The 22004-nt window shown below is 42.4% G+C and carries 13 protein-coding genes, 2 tRNA genes and 3 rRNA genes; 10 read left to right on the forward strand and 8 right to left on the reverse strand.

Going from position 1 to position 22004, the window contains the following annotated elements; genetic code table 11:
* Positions 1 to 44: 44 nt before the first annotated feature.
* On the reverse strand, positions 45 to 743 hold the full coding sequence (locus tag P3L37_RS00240; protein ID WP_109912559.1) for a FadR/GntR family transcriptional regulator: 699 nt from the start codon (positions 741 to 743) through the stop codon (positions 45 to 47).
* Between the two features lie 531 nt (positions 744 to 1274).
* On the opposite strand from P3L37_RS00240, the gene P3L37_RS00245 reads away from it, so the two are divergent.
* From P3L37_RS00245 to P3L37_RS00270, 6 genes are all read left to right on the forward strand, one after another.
* Positions 1275 to 2809, forward strand: a 16S ribosomal RNA gene (locus P3L37_RS00245).
* 65 nt (positions 2810 to 2874) lie between these two features.
* A tRNA-Ile gene (locus P3L37_RS00250) sits at positions 2875 to 2951 on the forward strand.
* Between the two features lie 132 nt (positions 2952 to 3083).
* Positions 3084 to 3159 (forward strand) — tRNA-Ala (locus P3L37_RS00255).
* A 315-nt stretch (positions 3160 to 3474) separates the two neighbouring features.
* A 23S ribosomal RNA gene (locus P3L37_RS00260) occupies positions 3475 to 6491 on the forward strand.
* Positions 6492 to 6634: 143 nt separating this feature from the next.
* A 5S ribosomal RNA gene (gene rrf / locus P3L37_RS00265) occupies positions 6635 to 6750 on the forward strand.
* Together the 16S, 23S and 5S rRNA genes with 2 tRNA genes alongside form the textbook arrangement of a ribosomal RNA operon.
* Before the next feature lie 1334 nt (positions 6751 to 8084).
* Positions 8085 to 8513 (forward strand): hypothetical protein, encoded by a 429-nt coding sequence (locus P3L37_RS00270; protein WP_004906643.1) that lies wholly within the window; start codon positions 8085 to 8087, stop codon positions 8511 to 8513.
* Positions 8514 to 8627: 114 nt separating this feature from the next.
* On the opposite strand, the gene P3L37_RS21375 is transcribed toward P3L37_RS00270, so the two are convergent.
* The 5 genes from P3L37_RS21375 to acs form a co-directional block, all read right to left on the reverse strand.
* Complete coding sequence (locus P3L37_RS21375) at positions 8628 to 8768, reverse strand: 3-deoxy-7-phosphoheptulonate synthase (protein WP_109913247.1); 141 nt, start codon at positions 8766 to 8768, stop codon at positions 8628 to 8630.
* Entirely contained in the window at positions 8737 to 9120 is a 384-nt protein-coding gene (locus P3L37_RS00275; protein ID WP_162598879.1) for a 3-deoxy-7-phosphoheptulonate synthase, read from the reverse strand. Before P3L37_RS00275 ends, P3L37_RS21375 begins: the two co-directional genes overlap by 32 nt.
* 120 nt (positions 9121 to 9240) lie before the next feature.
* On the reverse strand, positions 9241 to 10890 hold the full coding sequence (gene actP / locus P3L37_RS00280; RefSeq protein ID WP_042851474.1) for a cation/acetate symporter ActP: 1650 nt from the start codon (positions 10888 to 10890) through the stop codon (positions 9241 to 9243).
* Positions 10887 to 11198 (reverse strand): DUF485 domain-containing protein, encoded by a 312-nt coding sequence (locus tag P3L37_RS00285; RefSeq protein WP_004906633.1) that lies wholly within the window; start codon positions 11196 to 11198, stop codon positions 10887 to 10889. Before P3L37_RS00285 ends, actP begins: the two co-directional genes overlap by 4 nt.
* A 195-nt stretch (positions 11199 to 11393) precedes the next feature.
* A complete protein-coding gene (acs, locus tag P3L37_RS00290; RefSeq protein WP_004906630.1) occupies positions 11394 to 13349 on the reverse strand; it encodes an acetate--CoA ligase in 1956 nt (651 codons plus the stop codon).
* A 417-nt stretch (positions 13350 to 13766) separates the two neighbouring features.
* On the opposite strand from acs, the gene sodA reads away from it, so the two are divergent.
* From sodA to yiiM, 4 genes are all read left to right on the forward strand, one after another.
* Positions 13767 to 14393: a superoxide dismutase [Mn] gene (gene sodA / locus P3L37_RS00295; protein WP_004906628.1), complete on the forward strand. Its 627-nt coding sequence runs from the start codon at positions 13767 to 13769 to the stop codon at positions 14391 to 14393.
* A 193-nt stretch (positions 14394 to 14586) separates the two neighbouring features.
* The gene (locus P3L37_RS00300) at positions 14587 to 16293 is read left to right on the forward strand and encodes an Hsp70 family protein (RefSeq protein ID WP_227024236.1); all 1707 of its coding nucleotides are present in this window, start codon (positions 14587 to 14589) and stop codon (positions 16291 to 16293) included.
* Positions 16293 to 17711: a J domain-containing protein gene (locus P3L37_RS00305; protein ID WP_109913246.1), complete on the forward strand. Its 1419-nt coding sequence runs from the start codon at positions 16293 to 16295 to the stop codon at positions 17709 to 17711. Before P3L37_RS00300 ends, P3L37_RS00305 begins: the two co-directional genes overlap by 1 nt.
* 55 nt (positions 17712 to 17766) lie before the next feature.
* Positions 17767 to 18444 carry a 6-hydroxyaminopurine reductase gene (gene yiiM, locus P3L37_RS00310; RefSeq protein WP_109913245.1) on the forward strand — a complete coding sequence of 226 codons (678 nt, stop codon included), beginning with the start codon at positions 17767 to 17769 and terminating at the stop codon, positions 18442 to 18444.
* A gap of 91 nt (positions 18445 to 18535) precedes the next feature.
* Here yiiM and P3L37_RS00315 read toward each other — a convergent pair whose 3' ends face one another.
* Both P3L37_RS00315 and P3L37_RS00320 read right to left on the reverse strand, forming a co-directional pair.
* Positions 18536 to 20170, reverse strand: coding sequence for an ABC transporter ATP-binding protein (locus P3L37_RS00315; protein ID WP_110731517.1), 1635 nt, complete (start codon positions 20168 to 20170; stop codon positions 18536 to 18538).
* Positions 20163 to 21848 (reverse strand): ABC transporter ATP-binding protein, encoded by a 1686-nt coding sequence (locus P3L37_RS00320; protein ID WP_110731516.1) that lies wholly within the window; start codon positions 21846 to 21848, stop codon positions 20163 to 20165. The genes P3L37_RS00315 and P3L37_RS00320 overlap by 8 nt, the downstream gene beginning before the upstream one ends.
* Positions 21849 to 22004 lie beyond the last annotated feature (156 nt).

Genomic DNA, 22004 nt, shown 5'->3' on the forward strand with positions numbered 1-22004 from the left:
TTACCTATACAAATAAATTAAAGCTTCAATGGGATATTGTGTTGTTAGTCTTGTTTTTGGGTAATTGTTAGTAAGTTATAGCAAAGGTCGAGTGCTATTGTACTTTTACCATGAATAATTGCATTGGCAAGTTGTTGATGAATTTCGACCTCTATAACCTCATTATTAGTAATGACATCAAAGTAACGCTGATAAATAGAACGGAATAAATTAGCAAAAGAAATAAGAAAAGGATTGGCACAAGCTTTGTAAATAGTTAAATGGAAATGATAATCAACTTTTACCCAATGCTCTCTGTCAAATTCTTTGGCGAGTAGCTGCATTTCACTAGATAATAGTTGTAATGATTGTTTTTGCTCTTTTGTTGCATGTATCGCTGCAAGATAACAAGCCTGAGGTTCTATTGCGAGTCGAACCATTTTAAAGTGCTTCATTACAACAGATTGCTCTTCACTATTAGACCACCACGTTAAGAGATCTTGGTCTAAAAAATTCCAATTTGAAGGAGACATAACACGGGTGCCTATTTTGGGGCGTGCTAATACCATACCTTTTGCTGCTAATATTTTTATAGCTTCTCTTATAGCTGTTCGACTTGCTTGGAATTGTTCTGATAATTCTAATTCGCTAGGTAAAATGGAATCCGGTAAATAGGTGCTGGTTAAAATCAACTGGCCAAGATTTTCTGCAATAATATAAGAGCGATTTTTTTGTGAGGCTGTTTGTTGCTTATTTAATTCCATAATTCATCTCAAAGCATAATTCTTAGATACATATATTACGTGAGTAGATGTACAATTGCTGCTGAAATAGTCAATGCACAGACCAAATTTAACTTATAAATACCTTTTTGGCTAAAAAAAACACGAACAAAATAAAAACGTAAAAAAACACTTGCGAGAATTTTTCGACTCCCTATAATGCGCATCCGTTGTCACGACAAACCGGTTCGAAGAAAACTTCGTAACCCAGTGATAACAGAGGTGAGAAAGAAAAAAGTTGAAAATAAACTCTTGACTTTCTAAATAAAAAACGTAATATACGACACCTCGCGACAACGACCTCGAAGTCGAAAATCAAAAGATTTAGTCGCAACGCTCTTTAACAATTTATCAGACAATCTGTGTGGGCACTCACAGGACACTATCAAAAAAATATTTGATTTTAAGTCTTGAAGAGTGACTAACACGTTAATTCATATATATGAACTAATAGGTAATTTGATTTCTTCGGAAATCAAACGACAGTAAACATTCTTTGAGCATCAAGCTTTTTAATTGAAGAGTTTGATCATGGCTCAGATTGAACGCTGGCGGCAGGCCTAACACATGCAAGTCGAGCGGTAACAGGGGAAGCTTGCTTCTCGCTGACGAGCGGCGGACGGGTGAGTAATGTATGGGGATCTGCCCGATAGAGGGGGATAACTACTGGAAACGGTAGCTAATACCGCATAATCTCTCAGGAGCAAAGCAGGGGAACTTCGGTCCTTGCGCTATCGGATGAACCCATATGGGATTAGCTAGTAGGTGAGGTAATGGCTCACCTAGGCGACGATCCCTAGCTGGTCTGAGAGGATGATCAGCCACACTGGGACTGAGACACGGCCCAGACTCCTACGGAGGCAGCAGTGGGGAATATTGCACAATGGGCAAGCCTGATGCAGCCATGCCGCGTGTATGAAGAAGGCCTTAGGGTTGTAAAGTACTTTCAGTCGGGAGGAAGGCGTTGATGCTAATATCATCAACGATTGACGTTACCGACAGAAGAAGCACCGGCTAACTCCGTGCCAGCAGCCGCGGTAATACGGAGGTGCAAGCGTTAATCGGAATTACTGGGCGTAAAGCGCACGCAGGCGGTTGATTAAGTTAGATGTGAAATCCCCGGGCTTAACCTGGGAATGGCATCTAAGACTGGTCAGCTAGAGTCTTGTAGAGGGGGGTAGAATTCCATGTGTAGCGGTGAAATGCGTAGAGATGTGGAGGAATACCGGTGGCGAAGGCGGCCCCCTGGACAAAGACTGACGCTCAGGTGCGAAAGCGTGGGGAGCAAACAGGATTAGATACCCTGGTAGTCCACGCTGTAAACGATGTCGATTTGAAGGTTGTTCCCTTGAGGAGTGGCTTTCGGAGCTAACGCGTTAAATCGACCGCCTGGGAGTACGGCCGCAAGGTTAAAACTCAAATGAATTGACGGGGGCCCGCACAAGCGGTGGAGCATGTGGTTTAATTCGATGCAACGCGAAGAACCTTACCTACTCTTGACATCCAGAGAACTTAGCAGAGATGCTTTGGTGCCTTCGGGAACTCTGAGACAGGTGCTGCATGGCTGTCGTCAGCTCGTGTTGTGAAATGTTGGGTTAAGTCCCGCAACGAGCGCAACCCTTATCCTTTGTTGCCAGCGATTCGGTCGGGAACTCAAAGGAGACTGCCGGTGATAAACCGGAGGAAGGTGGGGATGACGTCAAGTCATCATGGCCCTTACGAGTAGGGCTACACACGTGCTACAATGGCGTATACAAAGAGAAGCGACCTCGCGAGAGCAAGCGGAACTCATAAAGTACGTCGTAGTCCGGATTGGAGTCTGCAACTCGACTCCATGAAGTCGGAATCGCTAGTAATCGTAGATCAGAATGCTACGGTGAATACGTTCCCGGGCCTTGTACACACCGCCCGTCACACCATGGGAGTGGGTTGCAAAAGAAGTAGGTAGCTTAACCTTCGGGAGGGCGCTTACCACTTTGTGATTCATGACTGGGGTGAAGTCGTAACAAGGTAACCGTAGGGGAACCTGCGGTTGGATCACCTCCTTACCATTGAAGTGTTTTTGTGAAGTGCTCACACAGATTGTCTGATGAAATAGAGTAGCGGTATCGATAGGCTTGTAGCTCAGGTGGTTAGAGCGCACCCCTGATAAGGGTGAGGTCGGTGGTTCAAGTCCACTCAGGCCTACCAAAATCGAATTGATGCTTCGTTATAACCTAGCTCGTTTACCTAGCGTAAACGTCGCCATGTTATGCCTTGCCTAAATTCGATTTATAACTAATTTCTTTCATAAAAAGAAACGATACCGAAAAATACCTTTATGGGGCTATAGCTCAGCTGGGAGAGCGCCTGCCTTGCACGCAGGAGGTCAGCGGTTCGATCCCGCTTAGCTCCACCATAAATTTTTCTGATTATTCAGAATAGATTAGTGAAATAGTCTATTGCGAATAATTATGCTCTTTAACAATCTGGAACAAGCTGAAAATTGAAAACAACGCACATTGTTTATCGCTTAAACAATGTGAGAGTCTCTCAAAAATCTCAACTTGAATAGTGTACTTTAAACTATCGAGTCGACGAGCGACATGAGTTCAAGGCAGCCCGCGCACAGCAAGCGCAGCGTACTTAACGTACGTGAGCATTGCGCGCACGGACTAACGCCGAAATCATGAAGCACAGTCACTCGTTGTAAGAAGACACCTTCGGGTTGTGAGGTTAAGCGACTAAGCGTACACGGTGGATGCCTAGGCAATCAGAGGCGATGAAGGACGTGCTAATCTGCGATAAGCGTCGGTAAGGTGATATGAACCGTGATAACCGACGATTTCCGAATGGGGAAACCCAGTGCAATTCGTTGCACTATCGTTTGATGAATACATAGTCAAACGAAGCGAACCGGGGGAACTGAAACATCTCAGTACCCCGAGGAAAAGAAATCAACCGAGATTCCCCTAGTAGCGGCGAGCGAACGGGGAGCAGCCCAGAGTCTTAATCAACATTAGCATCAGGAGAACGGTCTGGAAAGGCCGGCAGTAAAGGGTGATAGCCCGTATCCGAAGGTGTTAGTGTTGTGAACTCGACGAGTAGGGCGGGACACGTGTTATCCTGTCTGAATATGGGGGGACCATCCTCCAAGGCTAAATACTCCTGATTGACCGATAGTGAACCAGTACCGTGAGGGAAAGGCGAAAAGAACCCCGGCGAGGGGAGTGAAATAGAACCTGAAACCGTGTACGTACAAGCAGTGGGAGCCCCACCACCAAAGCATTTTCTGGTGTTGAGGACAACTTTAAAGTGACATTCAACACGCGTTGGCGGAGCGTTTTTTGCGACGCCCAACACACAAAACAAGCAGTGAATGTGCTTTGGGGTGGGGTGACTGCGTACCTTTTGTATAATGGGTCAGCGACTTATATTCTGTAGCAAGGTTAACCGTATAGGGGAGCCGTAGGGAAACCGAGTCTTAACTGGGCGAATAAGTTGCAGGGTATAGACCCGAAACCCGGTGATCTAGCCATGGGCAGGTTGAAGGTTGGGTAACACTAACTGGAGGACCGAACCGACTAATGTTGAAAAATTAGCGGATGACTTGTGGCTGGGGGTGAAAGGCCAATCAAACCGGGAGATAGCTGGTTCTCCCCGAAAGCTATTTAGGTAGCGCCTCGTGAACTCATCTTCGGGGGTAGAGCACTGTTTCGACTAGGGGGTCATCCCGACTTACCAACTCGATGCAAACTACGAATACCGAAGAATGTTATCACGGGAGACACACGGCGGGTGCTAACGTTCGTCGTGAAGAGGGAAACAACCCAGACCGCCAGCTAAGGTCCCAAAGTCATAGTTAAGTGGGAAACGAAGTGGGAAGGCTCAGACAGCCAGGATGTTGGCTTAGAAGCAGCCATCATTTAAAGAAAGCGTAATAGCTCACTGGTCGAGTCGGCCTGCGCGGAAGATGTAACGGGGCTAAACTATGCACCGAAGCTGCGGCAGCGATATGTAAATATTGTTGGGTAGGGGAGCGTTCTGTAAGCCTGTGAAGGTGTACTGCGAGGTATGCTGGAGGTATCAGAAGTGCGAATGCTGACATAAGTAACGATAATGCGGGTGAAAAACCCGCACGCCGGAAGACCAAGGGTTCCTGTCCAACGTTAATCGGGGCAGGGTGAGTCGACCCCTAAGGCGAGGCAGAAATGCGTAGTCGATGGGAAACGGGTTAATATTCCCGTACTGGTGATAATTGCGATGGGGGGACGGAGAAGGCTAGGCTATCCGGGCGACGGTTGTCCCGGTTTAAGGATGTAGGCAGGTGAATTAGGCAAATCCGGTTCACTATATGCTGAGGTCCGACGACGAGTCACTACGGTGATGAAGTAGCTCATGCCCCGCTTCCAGGAAAAGCCTCTAAGCTCTAGATTATCATTAATCGTACCCCAAACCGACACAGGTGGTCAGGTAGAGAATACTCAGGCGCTTGAGAGAACTCGGGTGAAGGAACTAGGCAAAATGGTGCCGTAACTTCGGGAGAAGGCACGCTGGCGCTAGGTGAAGTCCCTCGCGGATGGAGCTGAAGCCAGTCGCAGATACCAGCTGGCTGCAACTGTTTATTAAAAACACAGCACTGTGCAAACACGAAAGTGGACGTATACGGTGTGACGCCTGCCCGGTGCTGGAAGGTTAATTGATGGGGTTATCCGTAAGGAGAAGCTCTTGATCGAAGCCCCAGTAAACGGCGGCCGTAACTATAACGGTCCTAAGGTAGCGAAATTCCTTGTCGGGTAAGTTCCGACCTGCACGAATGGCGTAATGATGGCCAGGCTGTCTCCACCCGAGACTCAGTGAAATTGAACTCGCTGTGAAGATGCAGTGTACCCGCGGCAAGACGGAAAGACCCCGTGAACCTTTACTATAGCTTGACACTGAACATTGAGCCTTGATGTGTAGGATAGGTGGGAGGCTTTGAAGTGTGGACGCCAGTCTGCATGGAGCCAACCTTGAAATACCACCCTTTAATGTTTGATGTTCTAACGTAGCCCCGTTATCCGGGGTGCGGACAGTGTCTGGTGGGTAGTTTGACTGGGGCGGTCTCCTCCCAAAGAGTAACGGAGGAGCACGAAGGTTGGCTAAGCATGGTCGGACATCATGCGGTTAGTGCAAAGGCATAAGCCAGCTTGACTGCGAGAGTGACGGCTCGAGCAGGTACGAAAGTAGGTCTTAGTGATCCGGTGGTTCTGAATGGAAGGGCCATCGCTCAACGGATAAAAGGTACTCCGGGGATAACAGGCTGATACCGCCCAAGAGTTCATATCGACGGCGGTGTTTGGCACCTCGATGTCGGCTCATCACATCCTGGGGCTGAAGTAGGTCCCAAGGGTACGGCTGTTCGCCGTTTAAAGTGGTACGCGAGCTGGGTTTAGAACGTCGTGAGACAGTTCGGTCCCTATCTGCCGTGGGCGTTGGAAGATTGAAAGGGGCTGCTCCTAGTACGAGAGGACCGGAGTGGACGCACCACTGGTGTTCGGGTTGTCATGCCAATGGCATTGCCCGGTAGCTAAGTGCGGAAGAGATAACCGCTGAAAGCATCTAAGCGGGAAACTTGCCTTGAGATGAGTCTTCCCTGACTCTTTAAGGGTCCTAAAGGAACGTTTAAGACTAAGACGTTGATAGGTTGGGTGTGTAAGCGTAGCGATACGTTGAGCTAACCAATACTAATGAACCGTGAGGCTTAACCTGACAACACCGAAGGTGTTTTAGAGAGATTATGTTGATTCAATAAGCGTGAGAAGCCGAAAGGTGAAGGACACAGCAGCTTGTTCGAGATTGATGTTCTGGTTTAGTGCACGAGAGTGAGATTAAACGGGAACACACAGAATTTGTCTGGCGGCAATAGCGCGGTGGTCCCACCTGACCCCATGCCGAACTCAGCAGTGAAACGCCGTAGCGCCGATGGTAGTGTGGGGTCTCCCCATGTGAGAGTAGGGAACTGCCAGACATTCAATTAGTGAGAAAGCCACCCATTGGGTGGCTTTTTTGCGTTTGGGGGAAACTAATTTATTGTTGATGTTAGCGTTGAAGCCCCTTAATGTCCTAACTTCCTAACTTCCTAACTTCCTAACTTCTTTCTTCTTTCTTCTTTCTTCTTTTAACGACTCGCTTAATTTATTTGATTTTATTCCTCTTCGCAGAGCCATTAGTCATGAATATAACTATCGCTAATGGTAGCTCACGATGCAAAGTAGTGAGTAACAGCTCACTTCTATTTGGGCTACAAAAGGGGATGGGGAGTTAAGAGGGGAGAATTAAATCAAGGCGTTGCACCATTAGCATTCAGGGGAGGCATGTGATTGAGGGATACAAAGTAGTAAGTAACAGCTCACAAGTTATTTGGTGGGTGGCCAACTTCTCAATCTCCTAATTCTTTTAGGCTCAATTCCCTTTCTTACTTCATGAACCGATGAGATTTCTTTTCGACTCTCTTAACTTGCTTCAATTTCATCCCTATTCGCAGGGCCATTAATCATGAATATAACCACCGTCAATGGAAGCTCACGATACAAAGTAGTGAGTAACAGCTCACGGTTTGTTTGGTATGTAGCGAAATTTTAATGAAATTAGAGGTTGAATGCTAATGAGAGACTCAGAGTAGTAAGTAACAGCTCACAAGTTGTTTGGTGGGTAGCAGAGTTTTAGTAAAATCCAATGGATATAGCGGGTTGGTGGTTTACCTATCACCTCGATGAATGGAATTGCCTGGGAAATAAGTGACAGTCCACTTAAAAAATAAAGTGGAGCAGTGAAGGTAAGCTTGAACCATCATTTCTTAAATAGGTATGAAATGAATTCATTTATATACCCTACCGATAGATAAATTCTAATCTATTAAAATAAATAATGAATTAGTAAGGTTAGTTCATCGATTTACTCTACTTTACTTATTTGGATTTTTTCTATTTTATGGTTTTTATGGTGTTAATTAGTATGTACAAAAAGTATGTGTTTATCATTTAAATATTAATAATATCAATAGATAAAATGTTATAAGCCATTTTTTCTGATATAACAGCAGTTCATCACCATTTTAAATTTACGTCTAAAATTTATTCGAATGGTTATTTTTATATATAAAAATTGTTAAATTGATGTTTTATTTTATTGTGCTTATAATGAGTAAATCAACTTAAGATATTACATTAGATATAAAATTTGTTTATAAATAGAATTTTCAATGGAAAGAACACAGTCCAAGGTGTCGTTAATAGCATAAGCTGTAATCATTAACTAACTGTATTTCATGTAAATATTGTTTATGTGCCAAAGGTGGATCACATGAAAAAGGCAAAAAGCGCTAATCATAAGATTTTTGATCAAATTCTTTCTGTAAATAAGCAGAATGAATTTGAATTTAACAATGGGCAAGATGGTGCAATTATTCTTTCTATACTTGTGATGTTTTTTGTACCATTTTTACTATTAAATGCAGCAAGAATTTATTTTGGAATAGATTACAGCTTTGTCGCGGTGATCTCCATGTTGGCGGTTAGTGCCATCATCACATACACATTGTATAAGCGTCTAAAAATGGATTCTGAATTTGCTGAAAAGCATATTGTATTAGACCAATTATTGATGCGTTATACGCCAAAAAATAAAGCAGAGTTTAAGAGCCTTCAAGAAGAGAGAAAGGCAAACCCATCAAGTACTTATTCACTTGTTGAAGATTGGGCTAATAGAGAAAGACTGCACTATGCAAATTAGCACACACTAACAATCTAATAAATGTTTGCATATCCCTCGGCTACTTTTAGTTGGGGGATTTTTTATCTATTGCAAAGGCTGGCCCTACATTGAGGGCTAGATTAATAAAAATAACTAATTCCAATTTTTACCTAGAAGATATGCAATTTCGAGAGATTGCATTTTGTTGAGTCTAGGGTCATATAATGACTGATATTTATAACTAATATCTTCTTCGCTGATTTCAAGGATACCTCCCTGTGCACTCAGTAACATCTAGTCCTGTCATTTCTAAATGGGCACCTCCTAGATGTACTCCTGCCTCCTTTAATATATGAATGAACTGAATCATTTCATTAGTAATACCCGTAAAATAGCGTGTTTTATATCCTTCTTTGGCATTTTTAGTATTACCATGCATAGGGACAATCATCCAAATGACGGGCTTGCCACTGGGCTGAATTGATTTTATGAGAGCCGGGAGTTTTTGTTTAATAACACCTGCTCCCATTCTAATGATGAGAACTGTTTTTCCTTTTTCTTGACTAGGGTTTAATTTCTTTATTAATTTCAGCAATGTATATGATGTGATATTTGGCCCGCATTTGATACCAATAGGTTTTTCCACCTCTCTTAAATATTCGATATGTAATTGTTATTCATTGTTATTTAATATTTACGTTATATAGAATAAAAAAAACGGCATAAATAGCCGTTTTTTATTCTATATAATTATGAGAGGTCGACGTTAATGTGATTTTCCTTGTTCAATACCAAGCCCAATCTGTGAACGAATAAATTGTTCTTTAAAGCGCTCTCTTTCCATTTTTCCTTGTTCTGAATTATCTGTTACAGAGAATAACCAGGCAGCAATAAACGCAACAGCCATAGAAAAAATTGCTGGGTATTCATAAGGGTAAATTGGTTTCTCATGATGAAGAATGCTGACCCAGATGGTTGGCCCTAAAATCATCAAGACAACTGCAGTAATTAAACCAAACCAGCCACCAGCTAATGCTCCACGAGTAGTCAGTTTGCGCCAGTACATTGAGAGTAAAATGATTGGAAAATTACAGCTTGCTGCAATTGAGAATGCCAAGCCAACCATGAAAGCAATGTTTTGTTTTTCAAACAGAATGCCTAACCCGATAGCAACAAAACCTAAGATAACAACGGTAATTTTAGATACGCGTAATTCATCTTTTTCATCAGCTTTACCATTTTTCATTGCCATCGCATATAGGTCATGAGAAACCGCGGAGGCGCCTGCTAAGGTTAAACCAGCAACAACTGCAAGGATGGTGGCGAATGCAACTGCAGAAATAAAGCCTAAGAAGAAATTACCACCAACTGCATCAGCAAGGTGTACAGCGGCCATATTGGTACCACCAATTAATGCACCAGCAGCATCTTTAAATGCAGGATTGGAACTGACAAGAACGATGGCACCAAAACCAATAATAAAGGTTAATATGTAAAAGTAACCGATAAATCCAGTGGCATAGAACACACTTTTACGTGCTTCTTTCGCGTCACTAACGGTGAAGAATCGCATAATAATGTGAGGGAGGCCTGCTGTACCAAACATTAATGCTAAACCAAGGGATAAGGCGGATATAGGGTCGGAGACCAGCCCTCCAGGACTCATGATAGCAATACCATTTTTATGAACTTCTACGGCTTCTTTAAATAAGGTATTAAAGTTAAAGCCAACATGCTTCATAACCATAACAGCCATGAATGTTGCACCAGCTAATAACAAGATGGCTTTAATAATTTGAACCCAAGTTGTGGCTAACATTCCACCAAATAGGACATACAGCACCATCAATATACCCACAATAACAACCGCGACGTGGTAATTGAGACCAAATAATAATTCAATTAATTTACCCGCACCCACCATTTGAGCAATAAGATACAGTGCAACAACAACCAGAGAACCAACCGCAGATAGAATGCGAATTGGTCTTTGTTTTAATCGATAAGAAGCGACGTCAGCGAAAGTATAGCGACCTAAATTACGTAAGCGCTCGGCAATTAAGAATAGAATGATCGGCCAGCCAATTAAGAAGCCAATCGAGTAAATCAGGCCATCGTAGCCAGAAGTATAAACCAGGGCGGAGATCCCTAAAAAGGAAGCCGCTGACATAAAGTCGCCCGCGATAGCCATCCCGTTTTGGAAACCTGTAATTTTCCCGCCTGCAGTATAGTAATCAGAGCGAGAACGCGTTCTTTTTGACGCCCAGTAAGTTATATATAAGGTAAAGCCGACAAACAGTAAGAACATCACAATCGCCTGAATATTCACAGGCTGGCGTTCAACATCCCCTGTCAATGCATCGGGAAACGCCATTGAGGAGGTAAAAAAGAGAATGAGTGAGAGCAATATTTTCATTTTTCTACCTCTTTTAAAATTTCTGCTGTTAAACGGTCGTATTCACCGTTAGCCCGGATAACGTAAAGCCCCGTTAGTACAAATGAAATGACGATCAGCCCTACACCAACAGGAATTCCTCTTGTAATGTATGAACCTTCGGATATTGGTGTTCCAAGCCAGCTTGGGTCAAAAGCGATAAGAAAAATAAAACCAACATACAGCACGAGCGTTATTATTGATAACAACCATGAAAAGCGACTACGTTTTCTAACCAGTTCTTTAAAGCGAGGGTTATCCTCTACCTTTTCGTAAGCAGTAGCATTCATCAGAGTTCTCCTCTGTTATACTCGTCATACTTCAAGTTGCAGCTTTGTTGACTACACTCACTCACACGAGTTACATACTTGTGTATGCCCCTCGTGCTTCGTTCGCTTGTCGCCTAGCTACCCCTCGAATTATTTAGAGTAAACCATCTTGTTGGGATGTATGTAAGGCCGCCTCTATGAGTTGGCCTTTTGGCGTTATGACATACTCATAGACTGTTTTTCTTCGAGTAGTTTTTCGACAACACCAGGATCGGCCAGCGTGGAGGTATCTCCGAAATTACTGGTGTCTCCTGATGCAATTTTTCGTAGGATGCGACGCATGATTTTACCGGAACGAGTTTTAGGTAGTGAATCCGTCCAGTGAAGTACATCCGGGGTGGCAATAGGGCCGATTTCCTTACGAACCCAGTTGCGAACTTCGGTGTATAGCTCTGGTGATGGCTCAACCCCAGATATTAATGTGACATAAGCATAGATTGCTTGGCCTTTAATATTATGAGGAATACCGACCACTGCAGCTTCGGCCACTTTCGGATGTGCAACGAGCGCTGATTCTATTTCTGCGGTACCTAAACGATGGCCCGAAATATTCAGTACATCGTCAACACGGCCTGTGATCCAGTAATAACCATCTTCATCACGACGAGCACCATCACCACTAAAGTACATGCCTTTAAAGGTTGAGAAATAGGTTTGCTCGAAGCGTTCGTGATCGCCAAATAAGGTTCGGGCTTGGCCCGGCCATGAATCAACAATCACTAAGTTACCTTCTGTGGCGCCTTCGATAGGCTCACCAAGGTTATCGACTAATGCAGGGCGAACACCAAAGAATGGCAATGTTGCAGACCCTGGCTTTAACATGGTTGCTCCCGGAAGTGGTGTGATCATGAAACCACCTGTTTCGGTTTGCCACCATGTATCAACCACTGGGCAGCGGCTATTACCAATTTTTTTGTAGAACCATTCCCAAGCTTCAGGATTAATGGGTTCTCCCACTGAACCGAGAATTCGTAATGAGCTGCGATCTGTACCTTCAATGGCTTTATCGCCTTCGGCCATTAATGCACGGATAGCAGTTGGGGCGGTATAAAGGATATTGACTTGGTGTTTATCAACCACTTGGCTCATTCGGTTAACTGCTGGGTAATTAGGTACCCCTTCGAACATTAATGTTTTAGCACCATTGGATAATGGTCCATATAACAAATAGCTATGGCCTGTAACCCAGCCCACATCTGCAGTACACCAATAGACTTCACCTGGATGGTAGTCGAAGGTGTATTTGAATGTCAGTGTAGCATAGACTAAATAACCGCCAGTGCTATGCAGAACGCCTTTTGGCTTACCTGTAGAACCAGAGGTATATAGGATGAACAGTGGGTCTTCTGCGTTAATTTCTTCTGGAGGGCAATCTGCATTGACCCCTTTGATGACGTCATGCCACCAGAGATCACGCCCTTCTACCCAGCTCGGCGCATTGCCTGTACGTTGGTAAACAATCACATTAGAAACCGTAGTGACTTGCGGGTTAGCGAGTGCGTCATCCACATTTTTCTTTAATGGAATTGCACGACCTGCTCGTAAGCCTTCATCTGCGGTGATGATTAGCTTTGCTTTACAGTCAATAACGCGACCAGAGACCGCCTCAGGGGAGAAACCAGCAAAAATGACTGTATGTATCGCACCAATACGAGCACAAGCCAGCATCGCGACAGCAGCTTCGACAACCATCGGCATGTAAATGGCGACAACATCGCCTTTACGAATACCTTGTTGTTTCAAAACATTAGCAAACTGACAAACATCATGGTGTAGTTCGCGGTAAGTGACATTTTTTGACGATGAGGGGTCATCGCCTTCCCAAATAATCGCAGTTTGGTCGCCTTTTTCAGCCAGATGGCGGTCCAAACAGTTTGCACTTAAATTTAATGTACCATCTTCAAACCAGCGGATATCAATATGGCCGGGATCAAAAGAGGTGTTCTTGACACGTGTATAAGGTTTAATCCAATCAACGATTTTTCCTTTTTCGCCCCAAAATCCTTCAGGGTCTTGAATCGAGCGTTGGTACTCATCGTTATACTGTTGTTCGTTTATCAGGGCATTTTTTGCAATTTCAGCAGGAACGGGATGTTTAGTTATTTGAGTCATATTATTATCTCCTTGCAGATGTTAATACTATGTCAAAAAATGGTTAACTAAAGCACGATTTTTAAATTTGTTTTTCTTTTGCGCGGAAGATCACGTATTAATTGTAATGAGATTTGCAGGATTATCATTTGATGCTAAATATCAAATTGAAATATAAAGCTAAAAATATAATAAAAGGTAGATTTAAAGAAAAATAAACGATGGGGTTATTGGTATTAGTTACTGAATAAAGGAGTTCTCATAGCGAATATAAATATCCATATATTTACTATGGGTTTGATAATGATTTTCATTAACAGTAAAATAACTATAATAGATAGTTATTCACAAGGTGCGAAGTTACGCAAGTGTTTACCCTATGAGCCTTGTGGTAAAAATGAGAAACATAGCGGTATTTACGTCACTGGAGACAATAATATGAGTTATACATTACCTGCTTTACCTTATGCTTATGATGCGTTGGAACCACACTTTGACAAGCAAACAATGGAAATCCACCATACTAAGCACCATCAAACCTATGTGACTAACACCAATACAGCGTTAGAAAAACTGCCTGAATTAGCGGGTTTAGATATCGATGTTTTGATTCAAAAATTGGACCAAATCCCAGCTGATCAACGTACGTTTGTTCGTAACAACGCTGGTGGCCACTCAAACCATAGTCTGTTCTGGAAAGGTTTGAAATTAGGTACTGAATTAAAAGGCGAACTGAAAGCTGCGATTGAGCGTGATTTCGGTAGCGTTGATGCATTTAAAGAACTGTTTGAAAAAGCAGCTGCAACACGTTTCGGTTCTGGCTGGGCATGGCTGGTTCTGAAAGATGACGGTAAATTAGCTGTCGTTTCAACTGCTAACCAAGACAGCCCATTAATGGGTGAGGCTATTTCAGGCGTATCTGGTTACCCAATTATCGGTTTAGACGTATGGGAACACGCTTATTACCTGAAATTCCAAAACCGCCGCCCTGATTATATTAAAGCATTCTGGTCAGTTGTGAACTGGGATGAAGCAGCGGCACGTTTTGCAGCAAAAGCTAAATAATTTTATAAGATAATTTATTTGCCATAAGCGCAGCGTTAATGCTGCGCTTTTTTTATGCCTACAATTTGATATCGATTCCAAAACTTTACTTTTTATTATTAAATAAAACTCATTATCATTTAAAATGTTGGTTATTAATTTCTTTCAATAATGATATGGATTTAGTTTATTGATAAATAAGGAATAAATTAAAATGGATCGTTTAGCAACACACTTAGTCATGGGGATTGACCTTGGGACAAGTAACAGTGCGGTAAGTTTGTGGTTAGATGGCAAATCAGTCCTAATTCCTAATCTACAAGGAAACGTTCTAACGCCTTCTGTGGTTGGTTTAGATGATGCAGGCCAGATTATCGTAGGGCAAGCTGCTCATGAACGTTTACAAAGTCATCCTAATATAACTAAAGCGAGTTTCAAACGTTATATGGGAACCGATGCCACTATAACACTAGGTAAGCTTGTATTTCGTGCTGAAGAAGTCTCCGCTTTGTTGTTACGTCAACTTAAAGATGATGTTGAAGCGTGGCTAGGTTATGTCGTCAAAGACGCCGTAATTACAGTTCCTGCTTATTTTAATGACGTTCAACGCCGCGCAGTTAAAACAGCGGGGCAGCTTGCTGGGTTGAATGTTGTAAGGTTATTAAATGAACCAACAGCCGCTTCACTTGCTTTTGGGTTACTCGAAAATAAAGAACATAAATATCTCACATTTGACCTAGGAGGGGGTACGTTTGACGTATCGATCATCGATATGTTTGAAGGCGTTATCGAAGTTTGTGCCAGTAGTGGTGATGTACGCTTAGGCGGTGATGATTTTCGTGAAGTGATTTATCAGTGGATGTTGAAAAAGTACCCCGAATTACACAAAGATCAATTTCTGATACGACCTGAATTATTGAAATTGGCGGAACATCTCAAATTAGCCTTGAGCCAAGCACCAGAATGCCATGTTTCTATGCATTGGAATGAGTCAGATTTTGAATGGAAAATGACAGAACAGGAGCTAGCTACTTGTTGTCAGCCTTTATTAGCTCGCCTTCAACAACCTATTTTACAGGCGTTGCATGACTCCCGTTTTTCGCTTAATGACCTTGACGATATATTGCTAGTGGGAGGGGCGACACGTATGCCTCTCGTTAGACAAACCGTCGCTCGTCTTTTCGGGCGATTTCCACGGCATGATTTAAATCCTGATGAGGCAGTTGCTTTAGGGGCTGGTGTTCAAGCCGGTATGGTAATGGCAGATTGCGCTTTGGATGATATCGTTTTAACCGATGTCATGCCATTTTCATTGGGGGTTGATATCACGAAACAGCATGGTGAGCGTTTCGAATTTGGTTACTATCTTCCTATTATCGAACGCAATAATTTCTTGCCTATCAGCAAAATGCAGGAGTTAAGTACAATTGTAGATAACCAAGAGCATATTTTACTCAAGGTATATCAAGGTGAAGCTCGCCTAGTCAAAGATAATGTTTTCCTTGGGGAATTAAAAATAGATATTCCTCCACGGCCAGCCGGGGAAGTGACGATTGAAGTTAGGTTTACTTACACGGTTGATGGTTTACTCGAAGTTGAGTGCCACTACAAAGGTAGCCCTAAGGTTTATCGGTTATTGATTGAAAAGGTACCGGGCCAAATGAGTGAGGATCAAATTTCAGCCAGTCTGGCAAAAATTGCAGGGCTAAAGCAACACCCAAGGGATATGCCTGAAAATAGAGAATTGTTAGCCCGTTGCTCTCAATTATATGAATTCTTGCTCGGTGATGACAGGTTGTGGGTCGATAAGATAACAACTGAGTTTGAGGCCGCGTTAAATAGCCAAGATTTACGTTTGATCGCAACATTTCGCCAGCAAGTTGTTCAATTTTTGAAACGATATGAAAGGGATTTGCATTAATGGATATGTGGCAAATATTGGGAATTCCGTTCACTCATGATGAAAAAGAAATCCGTAGGGCTTATGCAAAGCAACTCAAAAAATATCGGCCCGATACTCATCCAAAAGAGTATCAGCAGCTAAGAGAAGCATTTGAAAATGCAAAAAACCTATCCTCTTATCAAGAGAGTGCTCAACCTGAAGTTGCCTCTGAAGACGAAAGTTATGGTGAAGCCGTATTATTAAATGAACACACTGGTTATCAAGACATTTATTTTTCTGATTGGCTATCAAACACATTTGTAGTGGATGAACCTTTACCAGCTATCGCTGTGGCTGAAGCTGTTTATACTCAAAATGAAATTGATACTGTCGCGAGCCTGATTGTGGAGAATGAAAGCAAAGGGAAGGCCGCACTGTCTTCTCTTTGGGCTCATGTGATGGAAAAAGGCAATTTACACATTTTTCCTCAGTTTCATAAGGATTTTGCCAAAGCATTATCACAACAACAGGGCTTAATGGAATCGACCGTAGATTGCGTCTCTGAATTATTGAATTGGCAGTTAAATGACTATAATTCAGATAGTGTGGTTCCAATGTTTATTCAAGAAGGTATTCAAAATCAATTACGTAAAACTGCTGTTGAACGTGCATGGCGAGATTGCGAAATTGAAGCATCACATAAGTACTCGATTTCAGCGTTTACAATGCAGTTTTTAATTGGAAAGCAGGCAGAAGTGACTGGGTGGATGCGGTTAGTACCTGGGTTACTGGATTTATTGATGAAGCAATATCAGCAGTTGATGCAAAATTATCCAGAGCTTGCAGATCGAGTTAATCCTGCAGTGGCTGCTTTTTTCAGTCAACCTAGAGCATGTTTTTCTCTTTCTCATTTATTTCTTCTTATGTTTTGGGGAAGTATATTTTGTATTGCGGCGCCGTCTCCGGATATCGATAATCGCGTTATTATCGCGGTTGCGATGATTTTTATTTTCTATTTATATCTTAGTGATGCGTTATTATTTTTCTTTTTAAATAAAAATAAAGACACTTCTGGCGCTATATTTTTATTGGTGGATTTCCTATTTTCGATAATGGTGCTAATAGGGATATATGTATTCATTATGTCTGTCATTGCTGACGTAGTGAATATGACAATTAAAGGTGGTGATAATCAGGTGGGAACTATCATGTTTAGCGGTATGTTCTTGTTAGTGATCATCTGGCAAATAGTACCAAAGACAAAAGGGATACCAAAATTGAGGTTACCAGGGATCACCGTATCGCGTATTCTTGGATTTCCATGGATATTTTTAAAGTGGTTTAATTCTTGGTGGATTACACTCACTTGGGGGCTATTGATATATATTGTTTTAGAGCTGGCATTGATAGGAGCCCTGCTAAAAATTAGTGAGGTTATTAACCATGGGTTATGGTAACTTGAACACAGCAACCGTTATTTCATCCTACGTGAGTATTAAGGTGTGATCTCGCATGAAAGTATCTCCCCAAGTCTTTATCGGTAAAGTCCAAGCAACCCAGTCTTGTGGGCACAGCGCTATTCACAAGCAAGCTGCCGACGGGTTATTGATGTTAGGGCAATTGGGGCTTGATGGCGATGAACAAGCTGAAAAGCGCTTCCATGGTGGGCCAGATAGAGCACTTTGCCATTATCCTAGGGAACATTATGATTTCTGGGTCAATGCATATCCTGATTTAGCCGATTTATTTGTTGCCTCTGCATTTGGGGAAAATATATCAACGTTGGGTATGACTGAAGAAAACGTATTTATTGGGGATATTTTTGCATGGGGTGATGCGCGTATTCAGGTCACTCAACCTCGTTCCCCTTGTTATAAGCTCAATGGGTTAACGGGAATTGAAAATTTTGCACAAATGATGCAAGACAATGGGCGCTGTGGTTGGTTGTACCGCGTCATTAAAACAGGCAATGTTAGTGAAAATGCGCCATTAACGCTATTGAGCCGCAATAGTGATATTTCAGTACAAGAAGCCATTATGATAGCATTTCATGCCCCTTATGATGAGGAGCTATACCAGCGCTTGTTAAGTGCAGCAGGGTTATCCGCAAGTTGGAGCTTAACCATGCAGAACCGTTTAGATAACTACCGCATCGAAGAGTTTAAGCACCGGTTGTTTGGTAAACGTTAATCGCTAGCGAAAAGCTATTGTGCGCTTATAACAAAGAGAGTCTTTAGCCATAAGCGTTTGCTAGCAATATAACGTGCGATACTGAGAATGCCTATATCTTAGGTGTTTGTTGTATAAACTGTTGGTACCACGGGATATTCGCCATTAATTCGAGATGTGTTCCCTGAGCGATAATTTTTCCTTTCTCCATATACACAATTTCATCCGCTTGGCGGGCAAGGTTAGGCTGGTGGGTGACGACGATACGTGTCTGTTGTTTGGCTTGAGTAATAAGGTCAATCACGGAGGCTGTATTGATGTTATCAAGGCTTGCTGTTGGTTCATCCATTAAAATGATATTAGGATGCTGTAGAATCAATCTTGCAATACACAGCCGTTGTCTTTGTCCTCCAGAAAGTAACATACCGCCAGAACCAACCTCTTTTTCTAAGAACGTATGATTGGCAGTGAAATTAAGTTGTGTCAGTAATGCACTGATTGCCTGGTCATCAATATTATCATCATCAAGTACCAAATTTTGGCGTACGCTACCGCAAAATAAACGGCTATCTTGTAGTAAGACTCCCCGGTGAGCACACAACACCTCTTGTGATAGGTTTTTAATATTTTTATTACCGTAGTTCACACTGCCATATGTTGGGTCTTGTAAGCGAGCGAGTAAGCTTAATAATGTACTTTTTCCTGCTCCTGATGGCCCTACAATGGCGGTAAGTGTATGTTCCTTAAAGCTAAGACCTATGTTTTGTAAAATGCATTTTTTATTGTCACTGTAAAATGATAACTGTTCACAGCTAACGCTATCGATAGTGGGTGTTGATGAACGATAAGGAAATGTTAATACCGGAGCCTGCAAGGCTATTTCGATTCGTTGAATTGATTTTTTCATTTGTCTAATTGATTGATCTAAATGAGAAAGTAACCACATAGGTTCAATTAAGCGCGCTAATAAAACTAACCCTGCTAGCCACATATTTAATGGCATCTTTGCATGATCAACTAAATAAATACCGAACCCAAAGAGCGTAATAAAGGCGGTTTGCACCATTAATGAAAATAATAAGTGAAATGGCAAGCTTCTTCGTTGTAGCTGTCTCTGAGTTTGATACTGGGATGCTAAGGCAAGTTTGGGATGCAGCTGCTCATAATGGGTATTTGAGCGACGAATCAATGGCTGGTGGAGCGCATATTGGTTGAGTGCACTCATTGCTTGTTGTTCTGATTCATGAGCTGCTCGTTCAAAAAAGGCAATTTTTCTAGCAGATAAGTGTAAAGAGACTAATAACAAAAGGAGTATAAACAGTAAAATAGCGCCAAATGCACCTTGATAGACTAACACTCCAATCACGATAGTACAGGGCGTGACTAACCCGCTAATAATAGGATGGAGTAAATGTGCGGGTACAGACATAACCTGTGATACAGGTCCTGAAATTAATTGGTTGCTGTTTGAAATGGGTTGCAATGAAAGCGGCAGATGGAGAATAAGTGCCGTAGCAAGATAGCGCATCACCAATCCCCCTGCAAAATAGCCTTTCTGGGTGGCTATAAATGTTATGGTGAGTGTTATTAAGCTAGAAAGAGTGAATAGTATTAATGGGATAGTGGTATCAAGGTGCCAATCTAAAATAACAACAAATAAAAATAACCCGCTAATTCCCTCTAAAACAGCGCTTAGCGTCATCCAAAATATAGCATTACGTACGGTGTATAATAAGCGTTTAAGCACAGTTCTCCTCCAATGCACGTAAAAGTTGCTGATAGGGTTCTGAATGTATTGAAAGTTGTTGATGAGAGCCTTGTGCGATTAATTTTCCGTTGTCTAACAATAATATGCGGTCTGCTAGATTCAAGCCGTTTAAGTCATGGGTAACGAATACACAAGTTCGCGGCTCGCTATGCAATAAATTAAGCACCCGCTGTGCATTTCGAGGGTCAAGTGCGGATGTCGGTTCATCAAGCAGCAATAAAGGCGCTGGTGATAGCAATGCTCGTGCAATCGCGAGGCGTTGAGCCTCTCCACCGGACAACACTATATCTTGCTCTATTACGGCATCCAGCCCTTTAGGTTGTTGTTTTACCAGTGATAATAAATTGAGCTCACCAAGGTAACGGTACATATCATCTTCAGTGGAGTTAGGGGCAAATAGCTGTAGATTTTCACGCACAGAACAAGGCAGAGGCGGGGTGCTTTGCATGACGATGGAAACCGTACGGTTCAAACTAGTTAATGATAGCAGTGGTAATGGAACCGAGTTAAAGAGGACATTTCCCTCTGTTGGGTCTAAAAAGCGCGCCATAAGTTGTATTAAGGTGCTTTTTCCCGCTCCAGACGTTCCGACAATAGCAATAAATTCGTTGGGGGCTACGGTGATATTAATATTCGATAATATTGGGTTATTACCTATTTTAACATCAACTTGGACAAGTTTGAGCTCACCTTGGGATGGGGTAATTTCCTTTTCTCCGTAATGCATACCCGGTTCAGCTAGAAGTTGGCGAATACGTTCTGATGCGCTAACAGCAAGGTTCAAGGCGTCGGCACCATGCCCCATTGCAGCAACGGGGGCGGCAATACTGCTAATTAATAGAATGAATAAAATGATTTGAGCGAGAGGTACGGGCTCAGAGAGTAATGAAACCCCAAAAATAACCCATAATGACAGCAATGTGCTGCTGATACCGACTTGGGTCAGTGAGCTCAAGGCGCCTATTTTACTTATCCATCGCTTAAAGGCGATTTCAAATTGGTATAACGCTTGTGATGTTTTTTTTTGAATGGATTGATTGGGATATTGCCTTGCCTGTAGCGGGTTATCTGCAAGTTCAGCATATTGTTCATACAGGGCACTCATTGTCCGGTTACGTGAGGTATATAGCGCCTGATAACGTATAGAACGCATTTGTTTAAATAAAAAAACCGAGGTGATTAATGGCATTAAGCAAAAAATGGTGAGTAGTGCATTTTGCCATAATAAAATGAGAGTTGCTGTTATTGGGACGATAATTAATTTTGTGATATCTGCGGGGGCATGAGCGGTTAATTGATGTAGCGAACGGACATCACGATCAGCTATTTGCAAAAAGCCATCTCGACCATGTTGGGCAAAGTGGCTTAGAGGGAGTTTTTCTACTTTATCCAGAAGTTGTAGCCTGAGTTGATGGCAGAGATGGTTATCAGTTTGATGTGTTAAATACAGAGCAAAAGTTTGGCAAATTAGCCAGCTGACACCACCGATGGATGCAATAACAACCCATTCATAATATTGATGAATGGAAGCGTTGGCAATTTGGCTAATTGCTATCAATGGAATGAGTGAACAGAGGCCTGCGATGGCTTGTAAAATAAGTGCAAATAATAGTGTGAAGCGATAGGGACGAAGTAATTCCCAAAGTGCGCGGTACATGCGAAACCTCCATAGCGAATCGGTCACTTTAATTTATTTCGCTTTGTTATCGTGAATTAGTTGTTTTGCTTGCCAGACTATTTGTTTTGTTTGCAGGCCTTATTGGCGATATTCATTTTTAAAGCGCTTTTTTGGGGTTTTTAGTAAGATGGCGAT

It is taken from the genome of Providencia sp. PROV114, from assembly GCF_032704305.1.
Classification (GTDB): Bacteria; Pseudomonadota; Gammaproteobacteria; order Enterobacterales; family Enterobacteriaceae; genus Providencia; species Providencia rettgeri.

What these genes read in the sequence shown, in the direction of transcription:
- P3L37_RS00270 (WP_004906643.1), top strand. Translation starts at nt 8,085, where the DNA reads ATGAAAAAGGCAAAAAGCGCTAATCATAAGATTTTTGATCAAATTCTT.
- P3L37_RS00300 (WP_227024236.1), top strand. Translation starts at nt 14,587, where the DNA reads ATGGATCGTTTAGCAACACACTTAGTCATGGGGATTGACCTTGGGACA.
- P3L37_RS00240 (WP_109912559.1), bottom strand. Translation starts at nt 743, where the DNA reads ATGGAATTAAATAAGCAACAAACAGCCTCACAAAAAAATCGCTCTTAT.
- P3L37_RS00320 (WP_110731516.1), bottom strand. Translation starts at nt 21,848, where the DNA reads ATGTACCGCGCACTTTGGGAATTACTTCGTCCCTATCGCTTCACACTA.
- P3L37_RS00305 (WP_109913246.1), top strand. Translation starts at nt 16,293, where the DNA reads ATGGATATGTGGCAAATATTGGGAATTCCGTTCACTCATGATGAAAAA.
- P3L37_RS00285 (WP_004906633.1), bottom strand. Translation starts at nt 11,198, where the DNA reads ATGAATGCTACTGCTTACGAAAAGGTAGAGGATAACCCTCGCTTTAAA.
- P3L37_RS21375 (WP_109913247.1), bottom strand. Translation starts at nt 8,768, where the DNA reads ATGTTACTGAGTGCACAGGGAGGTATCCTTGAAATCAGCGAAGAAGAT.
- actP (WP_042851474.1), bottom strand. Translation starts at nt 10,890, where the DNA reads ATGAAAATATTGCTCTCACTCATTCTCTTTTTTACCTCCTCAATGGCG.
- sodA (WP_004906628.1), top strand. Translation starts at nt 13,767, where the DNA reads ATGAGTTATACATTACCTGCTTTACCTTATGCTTATGATGCGTTGGAA.
- yiiM (WP_109913245.1), top strand. Translation starts at nt 17,767, where the DNA reads ATGAAAGTATCTCCCCAAGTCTTTATCGGTAAAGTCCAAGCAACCCAG.
- acs (WP_004906630.1), bottom strand. Translation starts at nt 13,349, where the DNA reads ATGACTCAAATAACTAAACATCCCGTTCCTGCTGAAATTGCAAAAAAT.